This window comes from Nocardioides sp., assembly GCF_047607365.1.
Taxonomy (GTDB): domain Bacteria; phylum Actinomycetota; class Actinomycetes; order Propionibacteriales; family Nocardioidaceae; genus Nocardioides.
Map to the genome: position 1 here is coordinate 17,818 of NZ_JASGDD010000028.1, position 13,670 is coordinate 31,487.

14 protein-coding genes are annotated in these 13,670 nt (G+C 69.9%); 2 read left to right on the forward strand and 12 right to left on the reverse strand.

What is annotated here, in order from left to right; all coding sequences use genetic code 11:
* Positions 1-3: 3 nt before the first annotated feature.
* The 12 genes from QM572_RS02445 to QM572_RS02500 form a co-directional block, all read right to left on the reverse strand.
* Positions 4-579, reverse strand: a complete 576-nt coding sequence (locus tag QM572_RS02445) for a cytochrome c oxidase subunit 3 (protein ID WP_415089654.1) — start codon at positions 577-579, stop codon at positions 4-6.
* On the reverse strand, positions 576-1,343 hold the full coding sequence (locus QM572_RS02450) for a hypothetical protein (protein WP_415089656.1): 768 nt from the start codon (positions 1,341-1,343) through the stop codon (positions 576-578). The genes QM572_RS02445 and QM572_RS02450 overlap by 4 nt, the downstream gene beginning before the upstream one ends.
* A gap of 31 nt (positions 1,344-1,374) precedes the next feature.
* The gene (locus tag QM572_RS02455; protein ID WP_415089658.1) at positions 1,375-2,544 is read right to left on the reverse strand and encodes an MCE family protein; all 1,170 of its coding nucleotides are present in this window, start codon (positions 2,542-2,544) and stop codon (positions 1,375-1,377) included.
* Entirely contained in the window at positions 2,541-3,842 is a 1,302-nt protein-coding gene (locus QM572_RS02460) for an MCE family protein (RefSeq protein WP_415089660.1), read from the reverse strand. The genes QM572_RS02455 and QM572_RS02460 overlap by 4 nt, the downstream gene beginning before the upstream one ends.
* On the reverse strand, positions 3,839-5,008 hold the full coding sequence (locus QM572_RS02465) for an MCE family protein (RefSeq protein ID WP_415089663.1): 1,170 nt from the start codon (positions 5,006-5,008) through the stop codon (positions 3,839-3,841). Before QM572_RS02465 ends, QM572_RS02460 begins: the two co-directional genes overlap by 4 nt.
* Positions 5,008-6,048, reverse strand: a complete 1,041-nt coding sequence (locus QM572_RS02470; protein ID WP_415089666.1) for an MCE family protein — start codon at positions 6,046-6,048, stop codon at positions 5,008-5,010. Before QM572_RS02470 ends, QM572_RS02465 begins: the two co-directional genes overlap by 1 nt.
* On the reverse strand, positions 6,048-7,064 hold the full coding sequence (locus QM572_RS02475; RefSeq protein ID WP_415089668.1) for an MCE family protein: 1,017 nt from the start codon (positions 7,062-7,064) through the stop codon (positions 6,048-6,050). The genes QM572_RS02470 and QM572_RS02475 overlap by 1 nt, the downstream gene beginning before the upstream one ends.
* Positions 7,061-8,122: an MCE family protein gene (locus QM572_RS02480; protein ID WP_415089670.1), complete on the reverse strand. Its 1,062-nt coding sequence runs from the start codon at positions 8,120-8,122 to the stop codon at positions 7,061-7,063. The genes QM572_RS02475 and QM572_RS02480 overlap by 4 nt, the downstream gene beginning before the upstream one ends.
* A gap of 22 nt (positions 8,123-8,144) precedes the next feature.
* Positions 8,145-8,993: an MlaE family ABC transporter permease gene (locus QM572_RS02485; protein ID WP_415089672.1), complete on the reverse strand. Its 849-nt coding sequence runs from the start codon at positions 8,991-8,993 to the stop codon at positions 8,145-8,147.
* A gap of 7 nt (positions 8,994-9,000) precedes the next feature.
* Complete coding sequence (locus QM572_RS02490) at positions 9,001-9,780, reverse strand: MlaE family ABC transporter permease (RefSeq protein ID WP_415089674.1); 780 nt, start codon at positions 9,778-9,780, stop codon at positions 9,001-9,003.
* Positions 9,781-9,898: 118 nt separating this feature from the next.
* Positions 9,899-10,858 carry a MaoC family dehydratase gene (locus tag QM572_RS02495; protein ID WP_415089676.1) on the reverse strand — a complete coding sequence of 320 codons (960 nt, stop codon included), beginning with the start codon at positions 10,856-10,858 and terminating at the stop codon, positions 9,899-9,901.
* Positions 10,858-11,703 carry an HpcH/HpaI aldolase/citrate lyase family protein gene (locus tag QM572_RS02500; protein WP_415089678.1) on the reverse strand — a complete coding sequence of 282 codons (846 nt, stop codon included), beginning with the start codon at positions 11,701-11,703 and terminating at the stop codon, positions 10,858-10,860. The genes QM572_RS02495 and QM572_RS02500 overlap by 1 nt, the downstream gene beginning before the upstream one ends.
* A 59-nt stretch (positions 11,704-11,762) precedes the next feature.
* On the opposite strand from QM572_RS02500, the gene QM572_RS02505 reads away from it, so the two are divergent.
* Positions 11,763-12,914, forward strand: a complete 1,152-nt coding sequence (locus tag QM572_RS02505; protein ID WP_415089680.1) for an acyl-CoA dehydrogenase family protein — start codon at positions 11,763-11,765, stop codon at positions 12,912-12,914.
* 57 nt (positions 12,915-12,971) lie between these two features.
* On the forward strand, positions 12,972-13,613 hold the full coding sequence (locus QM572_RS02510) for a TetR/AcrR family transcriptional regulator (protein WP_415089682.1): 642 nt from the start codon (positions 12,972-12,974) through the stop codon (positions 13,611-13,613).
* The last annotated feature ends 57 nt before the right edge of the window (positions 13,614-13,670 follow it).

The following is a 13,670-nucleotide window of genomic DNA, read 5'->3' on the forward strand; positions in this document are numbered from 1 at the left end:
AGGTCACCTCAGCAGGTAGATCAACGGGAAGATCACGATCCAGAGGAAGTCCACCAGGTGCCAGTAGCAGGCGATGGACTCGGCGCCACGGGTCGCCCGTGGACCGCGTCGGCGCCACAGCAGGCAGGTGACGGCCATCAGGACACAGCCGACCGTGACGTGGGCGAGATGGATCCCGGTCAGGACGAAGTAGTAGGTGAAGAAGTCGCTCTCGGAGGGCAGGTGGTCGTGCCGGAAGGCGAGGGCGTACTCCCACGCCTTGCCCGCGATGAAGAGCACGCCGAGCGCGAGCGCCCCGGCGACCCAGCGGGTGGCCTCCGGGCGATTCCGCCGCGCCCGCTCGAGTCCCTGGGCGACGCACCAGGAGCTGGTCAGCAGGACGAAGGTGTTGATCGCCCCGCGGTCGATCTCGAGCTCCTGGCGGGCGTGGTCGAACCCGGCGACGTCACCGGCACGCGCCGAGAGGAACGCGAAGAAGAGCAGGGTGAAGATGCCGAGGTCGCCCCCGATGAAGACCCAGAACCCGTCGATGCCGGGCATCCTTCGCGGCACCGCGGGCGTGCTCTCCGGAGCGCTCACGCGTCCGCGCCCGCACGCACCTCCGCCTCGATGCGGCCCACCGCCTTGAACGCGTACGGCGTCACCACGACGATCAGGACGAAGAACATCACGAAGACGGCCCAGAAGCAGATCAGGCCGTTCCAGGCGAAGGGCCCGCTGCGGAAGAAGGGCATACAGGTCAGCGGAACGTAGGTGGCACTGGTCAGGAACGCGACCCAGGCGACCCATGCCGGGAAGAGCGGGACCTCGCGCCTGTCCCGCAGGATCGCGATCCCCAGCGCCACGCTCTGCAGGACCGAGCAGACGAAGGTGAGGTCGAAGAACATCCAGCCGAAGTCGTAGAACGTCGAGACGGTCTCCGGCGAGCGGTGCTCGATCCGGAAGGCGGCGGTGATCCAGATGACGGGGGGAACGAAGGTGACCAGCCCGGTCAGCAGGCCGCCGAGCAGCTCGACCGTCGACAGGATGCCGAGGGGCCCCTCGATCCGGCCGATGATCTTGGAGAGGACGGCGGACCAGACGAAGTAGAACGGGCCGCAGGCCGCCATCATCACCATCCCGATCCGGAGCCTGACCTCGTGGTCGAGGAAGTAGCCGTAGATCCCGGCCGGGTCGAGCTTCTCCGCGGGCGGGGGCCAGAAGCCGGCGAAGACGGCGAAGCCGCCGAGCCCGAGCAGGCAGTACGCACCGACCGCTCCGAGCCCGATCCGCAGGAACATGAAGTCCGTCCGAAGGGTGGCATCGGCGGAGGCGGCCAGCACGGGCCGTTCGGTCACAGTCATCACAGGTGTCCTTCGTTGTCGGGGAGGGGGTTCACTTCTTGCGCGCCAGACAGTCGGTGGCGAGGCCCGTGCGAACGGTCGGCGCGTTCGGGCATGGGACGTTGCGGGCTCCCTTCACGCCCCGCGGGTCGTTGCGGGCGGCTTGGCAGTAGACCAGCGGGGTGGTCTCGGGGGCCTGCTCGAACGGGCCCTTCCACTGGTTGACCGGGAGGAACCCCTGCGTGCACTCGGCGGGGCTGTCCGCGTTGGCGAGCGTCAGGCGCAGCTCGTAGTCGTCTCCGCTGGTCTTGGTCACCGACTGCACCGTCGCCAGTGAGCGGGGGTACTGCGCGAGGATGCCGGCGAGGTGGGCGTCGTAGGTGTCCAGCACGCCCAGGATGACGTTGGTCGGTCCCAGCAGCGGGGGGAGCCCGGTCCTCAGGTCGTCGAGCAGGCCGGTGACCTCCTCGCCGGCCGCCGGCCCCCGGTTCAGAAACGTCCGCAGCTCCTTGTCGCTGGCCGCCAGCTGCGCGGTCACCGACGCCAGGTGAGAGCTGAGCGAGCGGATGTGGCCCGCCGAGCCGTTGACCGTGGACAGCAGCGCCGGGGCGTCGTGGAGGAGCGTGGCCGTCGGCTCGACGTTCGCGTCAGCGGTGTCGAGCAGGTGCGAGCCGGAGTCCAGGATGGTCTGGATGTCGTTGGTGCGGCCGTCGAGGACGGCGCTGGTCTCGCCGAGCGCCTGGTTCAGCGTCGCCCCGTCGATGCTGCTCACCGTGGTGTAGGCGTCGTCGAGGAGGGGGCCGATCTCGACCGGCACGGTGGTCCGCTCCCGCGGGATGGTCTGGCCGGCGGCCAACAGCCTGCTGGACGCGTCCGCGGGAGGGACGAGGTCGACGTACTGCTCGCCGACCGCGGACCGGCTGTGCGCCCGGGCGACGACGTCGGCGGGGATGTCGGTCCCTCGCTTCAGCTTGAGCGTGACCTGGACGCCGTCGCCCTTCAGCTCCATCCCGGAGACCAGTCCGACCGGCGTGCCGAGATAGGTGACCTGCGCGCCCTTGTACAGCCCGGCGCCGACCGGGAAGTCGGCCTTGACGAGATAGCGGTGGATGCCCAGCGCCTCGGGGAGTCGCATGAAGGTCAGGGCGAGGACGACGGTGCAGATCGCCGCCGCGACCGACATGACCGCGAGCTGTCGTCGCACCAGAGCAGTGGTTCTCACTTCGTCCCCCCGAGAAGGCCGCTGACGAGGCCACCGAGCACACCGCTGGTGGACGATCCGGACGAGCTCGAGCCACTCGACGAGGACGAGCCCGACGAGCCCGACGAGCCGCTGGTGCCCTTGGTCGTCGCGCCTCCCCCGGCGAGCCCCTGGATGACGTTCAGCCCGGGGAGCCCGGTGCTCGACGAGCCACCGCCGAGGAGCGAGCTCAACAGGCTCCCGACCAGGGGAAGGCTGATCCCGTTGAGGAAGCCGACCGCGGGGATCGAGACGTTCCCCGACGAGTCGGTGAGGCCGTTGACGATGCTGCCGTTGGTGAGGTCGACGGTCAGGAAGAGGTTGCAGTAGTCCGCCGCGCAGGCCTTGGTGACGACGTCCGGCGAGAACGGGAAGGTGAGCAGGAAGCCGAGGCCGTTCACCAGGTCGGGTCCGGAGTCGGCGAGTGCCCGGACGGTCGGGGCGAGGTCGCGCAGGTCCTGCACGAGGTCGGCCTGCACGTCGTCCAGCAACGGGATGGCCACCTTGCCCAGACCGTCCAGCGAGGCCAGCGCCTTCACGATCGACGGCTCCTGGGCCGACAGCGTCTCCAGCGCCGGGCCGAGCTCGTCCAGTGATGCGGTGATCGTGCCGCTTCCGGCGTTGTAGGCCTTCGCGGCACGGTTCAGCGACCGGATCGTCGCCTTGATGTCCCCCCGCTGCTCGTTCAGGGTGGTGATGAACGAGTCGAGCCGCGGCAGCAGGTCCCGCACCGCGCCTCCCTGGCCCCCGAGCGCCCGGTTGAGCTCGGTGGTGATCGTGCCGAGCTGCTCCAGGCCGCCGCCGTTGAGCGCGATCGAGGCCGCGGAGAGGACCTGCTCGGTCGCGGGGTACGCCGTCCCGTGGTCCAAGGAGATCGTGGCGTGATCGGCCAGGTGGCTCCCCGGGGTCGCGTCGGCGGCGGGGCTGAGCTCGACGTACGCCGACCCGAGCAGGCTGTTCACGCCGACCGCGGCGTCGATCCTGTCCGGCAGGCCGGCGTCGGGGCCGACGCTCAGGTCGGCCTCGGCATGCCAGCCGACGACCCTCATCCCGGTCACGGTGCCGACCGCCACGTCGCCGACCTTGACCTGGGCGTTCGTGGTGAGGGTGCCGACGTCGGGGAGCTCGACGGTGATGTGGATGGCGTCCTTCCCCGTGCCCGCGCCACCGGGCAGGGAGACCTCCTGGATGCCCTCGAAACGGCAGCCGGAGAGGAGGAGGCCGCCGCTGACCACGACCGTCAGCGTCCTCACCGCCGCGATCGCGAACCGGCGGCTCACGACGTGCCTCCGGAGAGGAGCAGGAGGAGCGCTTCGAAGAGCTGCTGCGACGCCGGGCTGTCGCCGACTTGGTCCAGGAGGTCCCCGATCAGCGACGAGCAGAGCTGCCCGGCGCTTTGCCCGGCCGAGAGGGCGCCGTCGGCGACGCCGGCGATGGCACCGCAGATCAACTGGCCGGGCGAGTGGATGTTGGCGGCCATGAGGTCGACCGCGACCGCGTTCTGTCGCTGGTGATAGGCCTTGTTCAGGTTGGCCAGCGCGTTCGGCGCGACGTGGAGGAACTGGGCCATCTCGGCCTGCCGGGCCGCCACCGTGGCGGTGACGTCGGCCAGGCCGCTCACGGTGGTGTTGACCGCGCTCCGGTTCTTCTTGACGAAGGTCTCGATCTCGCCGACCGCCTCGCCGAGCTGGTGGAGCGCGCTCCGGAGCGCCTTCCCGTCCCCGTCGAGCGCCCCGGAGACCTCGTCGAGCCGGGCCGCGAAGGCGGTGATCTGGTCGTCGGAGCCACGCAGTGCCGAGACGAAGACCTGGAGGTTCCTGATCGTGGAGAAGAGGTCGTCCCCGCCGGCGTCCAGGGTCCTGATCGCGGCCGCGAGGCTCTGGATCGATCCGTTGATCGTGGCGCTGTTCCCCTTGAGGGTGTCCGCCGTGCTGGTCACCAGGTCGTTGACGGCACCGTCCTTGTTGGCGCCGTTCGGCCCGAGCGCGACCACGGTCTCGTCGAGCTGGTCCTTGATGGTGTCCCACTCCACCGGCACCGCGGTGCGACTCAGCGGAATCGTCGCCCCGTCGTGCAGGGTCGCACCACCGGCGTAGCGCGGCGTGAGCTGCACGTAGCGGCTGCTGATCAGGGAGGGCGCCACGATCGCGGCCTTGGCCCCGGACGGGATCTGGACGCCGCGGTCGACGGTCATCCGGACGCGGACCTTCGAGGAGCCCATCGGGGTGATCGAGTCGATCCTCCCGACCGGGATCCCCAGCACTCGCACCTCGTCGCCGGCGTAGATCCCGTCGGTGCGCGAGAAGTAGGCGTCGATCGTCGTCCGCCCCGAGCGATGCCAGACCATCATCGCCCCGAGCAGGAGGGCGACCGCCACCACGACGGCGAGGGTCCGGCGACCCATCCTCCGGACCAGGTCGAGCACGCGCTCGGTCGCCGCGGTCATCATTTCGCTCCCTTCGAGGTGCCGCCGAGGAGACCGGTCAGGTCGAGGCCGCTGAGGTCGATCGCAGGCGGCACGAGGTTCCCCGGGAGGAGGTTCTGGAGATAGGCGGTGAAGAACGGGCCGCTCGAGACGACCTCGCCGAGCCCGGTGGCGTAGACGGCGAGTCCCTTCATCGCCGCGTCCAGATTCGCCTTGTTGTCCCGCAGCACGTCGACGACCTGGTTGAGCCGGTCCAGGGTCGGCTGGAGCACGTCCTTGTTGTCGGAGATCAGCCCGCGGATCTGCTTCATCATGGAGGTGACGTTGACCAGGAGCGAGCGGATCTCGTCCCGGCGGGCGGAGAGCACCGCCAGGAGCTTGTTGCCGTCGGCGATCAGCGTGGTCAGGTCCCCGCTGCGAGCGGCGAGGACCCCGGTGAACTGGTCGGCCTCGCTCAGCAGGCTGCGCAGGTCGGCGTCACGGGAGCTGATCGTCGCCGAGAGCCGGGCCACGCCGTCGAAGGCCGCCGCGACGTCGGGGGCCGCCGCCGTCAGAGTGCCCGAGAGCGTGGTGAGCGCCTTGGCCAGCGTCACCGTGTCGATCGCCCCGGTCTCCTGGGTCAGGTCGGTGAGGGCGTCGTTGACGTCGTACGGCGCGTGGGTGCGCGCCAACGGGATCGTCGAGCCCGTGGCGAGCGTCCCGGCGCCCTGGGAGTCGAGCACCAGCGCCTTGTCGCCGAGGACGGTCTCGACGCTGACGCTCGCCTCGGTCGCCGATCCGAGGTGGGCATCGTCGTTCGTGACGCTGAAGTCGACCACGACGCCGCCGCCCGGCTTGCCGAGCTTCACCGCGTTGACCCGGCCGACCTTGATCCCGGAGAGCCGGACCGCGTCGCCCGGCTTCAGCCCCGCGGCCTCGGAGATCTCGGCGTGGTAGTGCCGGCCGAAGATGCTGACCAGGGCGTTGACCCGGAAGACCACCACCACCAGAAGCAGCAGGGCGGCCACGACGACCAGGCCGAGCATGACGGGGTTCCGCTCGCGGAACATCTTCACCTGCATCAGTTGCACCGCTTCACCTGGGAGCGGACCACCGGGGTCTTGATGGGCTTGCCGTTCGGCCCAGTGATCTCCACCTGGACCGAGCAGAGGTAGAAGTTGAAGAAGTTGCCGTGCGAGCCCACCCGGTCCAGGAGCCGGTAGGCGGCGGGCAGCTGTGCCAGCACCTTTCGCAGCGTCTTCTCGTTGGTGTCGAGGATCTTCGCCAGGTCGTTGACCGCGATCACGGTCGAGTGGAACGGGCCGCGGATCTGGGTGAAGAGGCTGGTCAGCCGGCCGGTGAGGGTGTCGATCTGGGTGACGGACTGCGCGACCGGGTCACGGTCCTTGCTGAGCTTGGAGACCAGCGTGCGGAACTGGACGATGGTCTGGCTGAGCTGGTCGTCGTGGCCGTTGATCGTGCCGAGGAGCGCGTTCATGTTGGTGATCAGGTCGCCGATCTCCTTGTCGTCGTCGGCCAGGTCGCCGGTGAGGCTGCCGACCTGCGACAACAGCGACTGCACGGTGCCGCCCTGGCCCTGGAGGGTGCGGATCAGGTTGGTGGCGAGGCCGTTCACCTGGTCCGGCTGGAGACCGCGGAAGAGCGGGCGGAACCCGTTGAGCAGAACGTCCAGGTCGAGCGCGGGCTCCGTGCGCGTGGTGGGGATGACCTCCCCCGGGTGAAGCCGGCGCCCGACCCCCTCGGGCTGGGTGAGGTCCAGATAGCGGTCGCCGAGGAGGTTCTCGTATCTCACATGGACCTGGGTCTGGTCGGTGAGGCGCCGCTGGGAGTCGGCGTGGAACTCGACCTTCACCACATTGCCGCCGGTCAGCCGTACGCCGTCCACCTGGCCCACCCGCACGCCGGCGATTCGGACGACGTCACCCTTCTCCAGTCCGCTGACGTTCGCCATCAGCGCGGTGTAGGAGGTGGACGGGATCACCTGGGTCCGGCCGAGGGTGAGGAAGAGCAGCGTCGCGACGATCAGGCCGACGACGCCGAAGAGGGAGAGCTTGATCAGCTCGGAGCGGACCCTCATTCCTGGTTCCCCGCCACGTCGGTGATCGGGATCTGGCTGAGCGGGACGCTCGGCAGGCCGTGGCACCCGGCGGACCCGTCCGCCCCGACCCCGGGGAGGTCCTTCGGATAGGTGTACGGCTGGAGGCCGCCGCGGACCGACAGCTCGGCCCGCAGACCGGAGTCGACCTCGCCGAAGGTCTTGGTCATGGTCTGGTGGACCTGCTCGGCTCCCTGGATGAAGCAGGGGAGCTCACTGCTGTAGGCCCGCAGGGTGCCCGCCGGCAGGCGCAGGCTCGTGATGAAGGTGGTCAGGGCGCTGCCGTCGTCCTTGATCAGGGCGGTGCCGCTGTCGCCGAAGAGGGCGAGGTCGGTGAGGACTCGGGCGATCGCCTGCTTCTTGGTCACCACGGTGGTCGCGGTGACGGTCGCGTTCTTCAAGATCGCGAGCAGGTCCGGGGAGACCTGCTCCAAGAGCCCCGAGGTGCGAGCGAACTCGACCAGGGAGCGCCGCAGCTCGGGGAGCTCGGGCTCGAGCCGGGTGAGGTAGTCGTCCGCCTTGCGGGCGGCGTCGGCGATCTCGTCGCCACGCCCCTCGAGGCTGCGAGCGAGCACAGTGAGGGTCTGGTTGAGGTTGGTGACGTCGACCGCGGTGAGCAGCTTGTAGAGGCTGCCGAAGACGGTCTGCACCTCGGTGGTGACCGAGCGGGCGTCGATCACGGCGCCCGGGGCCAGCCGGGCGGTGTCGGGCTGCGCGGGCGAGCTGAGCGCGACGTACTTCGCTCCGAAGACGGTGGTGGCGCGGATGTCCGCGAGCACGTTCGCCGGGATCTGGGAGAGCTGATCCCGCCGGATGGCGAGCTGGAGCCGGACATGGTCGCCGTCACGCTCGACCGAGTCGACCCGGCCGATCTCGACGCCCCGCATCTTGACCTTGTTGCCGGCCGCCATGATGAGCCCGGAGCGGGAGGTCTCGACCGAGACGGTGGCGTCGGAGGAGAAGGCGTGGGTGTAGAACGCCGCGGTGAGGCAGACGGCGGCGGCGATCGAGAGGATCAGGCCGATTCCGGCAAGGCGCACCGCCAGACGAGAAGCGCGCATCTCAGCCTGCCAGGTGGAAGGTGTTGAAGTTGGAGTAGATCGCCATGCCGATCAGGAGGTTGACGATCATGACCGCGCTGAGGGAGGAGCGCACCGAGCGCCCGACGGCCTCGCCCACGCCCGCGGGGCCACCGGAGGCGGTGTAGCCGAAGTAGGTGTGGATGAGCATCACGACGATGGCCATCGCCACCACCTGGATGTAGGAGAAGATGATGTCCAGCGGGCTCAGGTAGAGGAAGAAGTAGTGCCGGAAGTTGCCGGCGCCGACGCCGTAGAACGCGACCAGGAAGAAGTAGTCGGCGATGAAGCCGGCCAGCGTCGCGAAGATGTAGAGCGGCGTGATGACGATCGAGGCGGCCAGGCATCGCGTCGTAGCGAGATAGGGCAGCGACGGGATCCCCATCACCTCGATCGCGTCGATCTCCTCGCTGATCCGCATGGCGCCGATCTGGGAGGTCGTGGCCGCGCCGAGCGTCACCGAGAGCGCGACCCCCGCCAGCAGCGGCGTGGAGAGCCTCGAGGTGAAGAAGGCGGCCAGGATGGGGCTCAGCGATCCGACGCCGATGTTGGAGGAGGACTCGAAGCCCTGGGCCGCGGAGACCGCTCCGGCGAAGAAGGTGATCGAGGCGACGATGACCACCGAGCCGCCGATCAGCGCCAGGGCGCCGGTGCCGGCGCCGAGCTCGGCGGTCAGGCGCAGCACCTCGCCGGGGTGGCGTCGCAGCGCCCGCAGGATGCCCCGCATCACCCGGAGGTAGAAGAGGCCCTGGTCGCCGACCTCGTCGAGGGCGGCGAGCGGCCGGCGCGCCCATCCGGTGAGGCGGCGCGGCGGAGCAGAGGCACTGGTCATGGACACCTCACAGGACGGCGAACTGGATCAGGCTGATGGTGAGACTCACCGGCACGAGCACGGCGACCGTGATCACGACGGCCTGGTTGACCGCGTCGCCGACCCCCTTGGAGCCGCCGGCCACGTTCAGTCCGCGGTAGCAGGCGATGATGGCGGCGATGAGGCCGAAGATCAGGGCCTTGAGCATGCTGATCGCATACTCGGCGTTGCCGGTGAAGAGCGGGATCGTCGCGATGTACGACCCCGGCGTGACGCCCTGGAGGTAGACGCTGAAGAAGTAGCCGCCCACGAGGCCGCCTGCGCAGATCAGCACGTTGAGGAAGAGCGAGACCACCACGGCCGCCACGATCCGGGGCACCACGAGCCGCTGGATCGGGTCGATCCCGAGCACCTGCATGGCGGCGATCTCCTCGCGGATCGTGCGGGCGCCCAGGTCGGCGCAGATCGCCGTCCCGCCCGCACCGGCGACGACGACCACGGTGACGAAGGGGCCGATCTGCTGGACCGACGCGAGACCGGAGACCGCCCCGGACAGGTCGGCCGCGCCGATGTCCTGCAGCAGCAGGTTGATCTCGAAGATGACCAGCAGGGTGAAGCCGAGCATCACCAGCAGCGTGGGGATCAGCGAGACCCGGATGATGAACCACGCCTGCTGCACGGCCTCGCGCCACGAGAACGGCTTGGTGCACAGGATGACGAAGGCATCGAGCGCCATGGCCAGGACCTCCCCCAGCGCGCGCATGGGCTTGGCCACCGACGTGCCGACCGAGCTCATTCCCTCACCCACCCAATTTTTACTCTGAATTCAAAACGCAGATCAGACGTGATCTCCGTCACTTCACAGAGAGAGTAACGGAGAAACCTAAGTTGGGTTACGTACCGGTTCCGGCATTTTCACCCGGGCACTAGGCGAGCGCCACGAACCGCCAGTCGAGGACCGGCCCGCCGCCCTCGTCGGACGTGACGACCGACCGCAGGTGGACGAGCTGCCGGCCGTCGGGCCCCGGGTCGGCCCTCTCGATCCGCACCGTGCTGCGGAGGGTGTCGCCCTCGCGCACGGGTCCGACGTGGTCGCATCCGTGCCAACCGAGGACGGTGACGAGATCGGGGAGGGCGCGGACGGCCTGCGACAGCGCGATGCCGATGGTGTGCCCGCCGTAGACGAGCCGGCCGCCACCGGCCGCCACCGCATCGTGGTGGACGCTGGCGACGTTGAGGGTCAGCCGGGCCAGCTCCGGCCCGCTGGTGACCACGTCGCCGCCGACCACCTCGATCGTCTCCCCCGCCGCGAGAGGACGCCCCCGCGGGAGGGCGCCGAGATCGAGACCCTCCAGGGCGCGGGTCCACGCGGTGGTGGAGCCGCCGATCCGGTCGAGGTCGTCGCGACGCCCGGTCGGATCCGCTCCGCGCAGCGGCAGCATCGCGCAGCGGTGGAAGTCGAGCACCGTCCGGCCCTCCTGGTCCACGGTCCGCATCCGCAGTGCGGCCAGGCCGGTCGGCGTACGGCCCTCACGGCGCTGGTTCTCCCGCAGGCCGACCACCGTCGTCGTGGTGCGCAGGGTGTCGCCCAGCCGTGGCAGGCGGTGGAAGACCAGGTCGCGGTAGAAGAGGTTGGCCTTGACGTGGTGGGTCGCCACGGTCGACTGGCCGATCGCGACGTCCCAGGCGAGGGCCGGATGGGCGAGCGGCGCCCCGGCCACCCGGACCGCCAGGGCGTCGCTCAGCGGCAGTCGGAGCCGGTCCCCCACGATCGACTGGTGCACCGCCTGCCGGCCCTCGGTCAGGGTGTGCTCGGGCGCCGCGTCGAACACCTGGCCCACCTCGAGCTCGTCGAAGCAGGGCCCTTCGGCGCGCACGGTGGTCATCAGCGGCTCGCCTTCGCCAGCACCCGGCGTGCCGCCACGGCCATCGCCTCGTCGACCAGCTCCGACCCGAGCCGGATCGCCCCGACGCCGCTTGCCTGCGCGTCGGTGATGGCGGCGAGGACCTGGCGTGCGCGCTCGACGTCGGCGGCAGCCGGCGCCATGAGCGCGTTGACGATGGCGACCTGCCGCGGGTGGATCACCCACTTGGCGTCGAAGCCGATCGAGGCGGCGGCGGTGACGGCCGCGGTGAAGGCGTCGTCGACCTGGACGCCCAGCCAGGGTCCGTCGACCAGCTCGAGGCCGGCCGCGCGCCCGTGGGCGAGCAGCGTCTCCTGGGCCCAGCGCCAGTCGGAGGCCGACGGCCTGCCGAGGGAGGCGGCGAGATCGGCGTACCCGATGATGAGCGAGGTGAGCCGCTCCCGCGCGGAGGTCAGGTCCGCGAGGCCGGTGAGCCCGGCAGCCGTCTCGACCAGCGCCTGGATGCCGACCCCGCTCGCGCCGAGACCGTCGAGAAGGCGCTCGACGAAGCCCACGTCCGCGCGGGACTCCGCCTTGGGCAGGACGAGCGTGCCGATCGGGGCTCCGGACTCCGCGACCGCGATGACGTCACCGTGGCTCCACGGCGTTCGCGGGGCGTTGATCCGGACGGCGACACGGGGCAGGTCGTCGGGCCAGGCGACGGCGCCGAGCGACTCGCGGGCCCGGACCTTCCGGTCCGCGGCGACCGCGTCCTCGAAGTCGATCACGACCTCGTCGGCGCCGGACGCCAGGGCCTTCTCGATCATGCGGGGGTCGTCGCCCGGCACGCACAGGACGGACCGGCGGCCCGTGGACTCGCAGAACATGTTTTTTAATCTATGTTAGAGTCAGAAAGACCGCAACGCGAACGACGAAGGGGACGCCGGTGCTCAGCTCCGAGGAGAAGGAGATCGTCGCGACCGTCCGCGACTGGGTCGACCACGAGGTCAGGCCGGTGGTGCAGGATCTCGAGCACCGCAACGAGTACCCCGAGAAGCTGATCGAGCAGATGAAGGAGCTGGGGATCTACGGCCTGGCGATCCCCGAGCCCTATGGCGAGGTCCAGGTCTCGATGCCCTGCTACGTCGAGGTCACCACCGAGCTGGCTCGCGGCTGGATGAGCCTCGCCGGGGCCATGGGCGGCCACACCGTCGTCGCCAAGCTCCTCGTCGCCTTCGGCACCGAGGAGCAGAAGGATCGCTACCTGCCGAAGATGGCGACCGGGGAGATCCGGGCCACCATGGCGCTCACCGAGCCCGGCGGCGGCTCCGACCTCCAGGCGATGACGACCAACGCCAGGGTGGACGGCGACGAGCTCGTCGTCAACGGCGCCAAGACCTGGATCAGCAACGCGCGCCGCTCCCAGCTGATCGCGCTGCTGTGCAAGACCGACCCGGCGGCGGAGCCGAAGCACAAGGGGATCTCCGTCGTCCTCGTCGAGCACGGCCCCGGCCTCACGGTCTCCCGCGACCTGCCGAAGCTCGGCTACAAGGGCGTCGAGGCGTGCGAGCTCTCCTTCGAGGGCTACCGGACCCCACTCACCTCGATCCTCGGCGGTGAGCCGGGCCGGGGCTTCGGCCAGATGATGAAGGGGCTCGAGACCGGCCGCATCCAGGTCGCCTCGCGCGCGCTCGGCGTCGCGCAGGCAGCCTTCGACGACGCGCTGTCCTACGCCCAGCAGCGGGCCAGCTTCGGCCAGCCGATCTGGAAGCACCAGCAGATCGGCAGCTACCTCGCCGAGATGGCCACCAAGCTCACCGCGGCTCGTCAGCTGGTGCTCCACGCCGCCGAGCGCTTCGACGCCGGCGTACGCGTCGACATGGAGGCGGGCATGGCCAAGCTCTACGCCTCGGAGGTGGCGATGGAGATCGCCCTCGACGCGGTCCGCATCCACGGCGGCTACGGCTACTCGACGGAGTACGACGTCGAGCGCTACCTCCGCGACGCCCCCCTCATGATCGTGGGCGAGGGCACCAACGAGATCCAGCGCAACGTGATCGCCTCGCAGCTGGTGGCTCGCGGCGGACTCGGCCGATGAGCCGCTGAGCCGGTGCGCCGACAGCCATGCGTCTGAAGGTTCATTAGAATCCGGGCCATGGCGCGCAACCTGAAGACCCCGGAGGAGCAGACGTCGGTCGCAGCGGGGGCCGCACAGTCCAAGTCCGAGCGCACGCGTGCGCGAATCCTCGACGCGGCGGCGCAGGTGCTGAGCCAGAAGGGCTACTCCGGCATGCGGCTCAGCGACGTCGCCAAGGTCGCGGAGCTGCAGGCCCCGGCGATCTACTACTACTTCCCGTCGCGCGAGGACCTCATCGAGGAGGTCATGTGGGTGGGCATCGCCGACATGCGGGCGCACCTGACCAAGGTCCTCGACGCGCTCCCCGACGGGCTTCCGGCGATGGACCGGATCCTCGCAGCCGTCGAGGCGCACCTCCGGCACGAGCTGGAGATCTCCGACTACACGACCGCGTCGATCCGCAACGCCGGGCAGGTGCCCGAGGAGATCCGCAAGCGCCAGCTCGCCGAGGAGAACAAGTACGGCGAGATCTGGCGTCGCCTCTTCAAGACCGCGATCGCCGACGGGGCGGTGCGCTCGGACCTCGACCCGTTCATCGCCCAGATGCTCGTCTTCGGCTCGCTCAACTGGACCGCGGAGTGGTGGAACCCGAAGCGAGGGTCGGTCGACAAGGTCGTCGCCAACGCCCAGGCGTTCGTCCGCAGCGCCCTCTCGGCCTGAAGCGACCAGGACCCTCACCCTGGGCGGGGCAGGGTCCCGCCGAGCGCGGACCAGCCG

Coding starts and splice junctions, on each gene's coding strand:
- QM572_RS02510 (WP_415089682.1), top strand. CDS start 12,972: ATGGCGCGCAACCTGAAGACCCCGGAGGAGCAGACGTCGGTCGCAGCG.
- QM572_RS02500 (WP_415089678.1), bottom strand. CDS start 11,703: ATGTTCTGCGAGTCCACGGGCCGCCGGTCCGTCCTGTGCGTGCCGGGC.
- QM572_RS02495 (WP_415089676.1), bottom strand. CDS start 10,858: ATGACCACCGTGCGCGCCGAAGGGCCCTGCTTCGACGAGCTCGAGGTG.
- QM572_RS02450 (WP_415089656.1), bottom strand. CDS start 1,343: ATGACTGTGACCGAACGGCCCGTGCTGGCCGCCTCCGCCGATGCCACC.
- QM572_RS02485 (WP_415089672.1), bottom strand. CDS start 8,993: ATGACCAGTGCCTCTGCTCCGCCGCGCCGCCTCACCGGATGGGCGCGC.
- QM572_RS02470 (WP_415089666.1), bottom strand. CDS start 6,048: ATGCAGGTGAAGATGTTCCGCGAGCGGAACCCCGTCATGCTCGGCCTG.
- QM572_RS02465 (WP_415089663.1), bottom strand. CDS start 5,008: ATGACCGCGGCGACCGAGCGCGTGCTCGACCTGGTCCGGAGGATGGGT.
- QM572_RS02475 (WP_415089668.1), bottom strand. CDS start 7,064: ATGAGGGTCCGCTCCGAGCTGATCAAGCTCTCCCTCTTCGGCGTCGTC.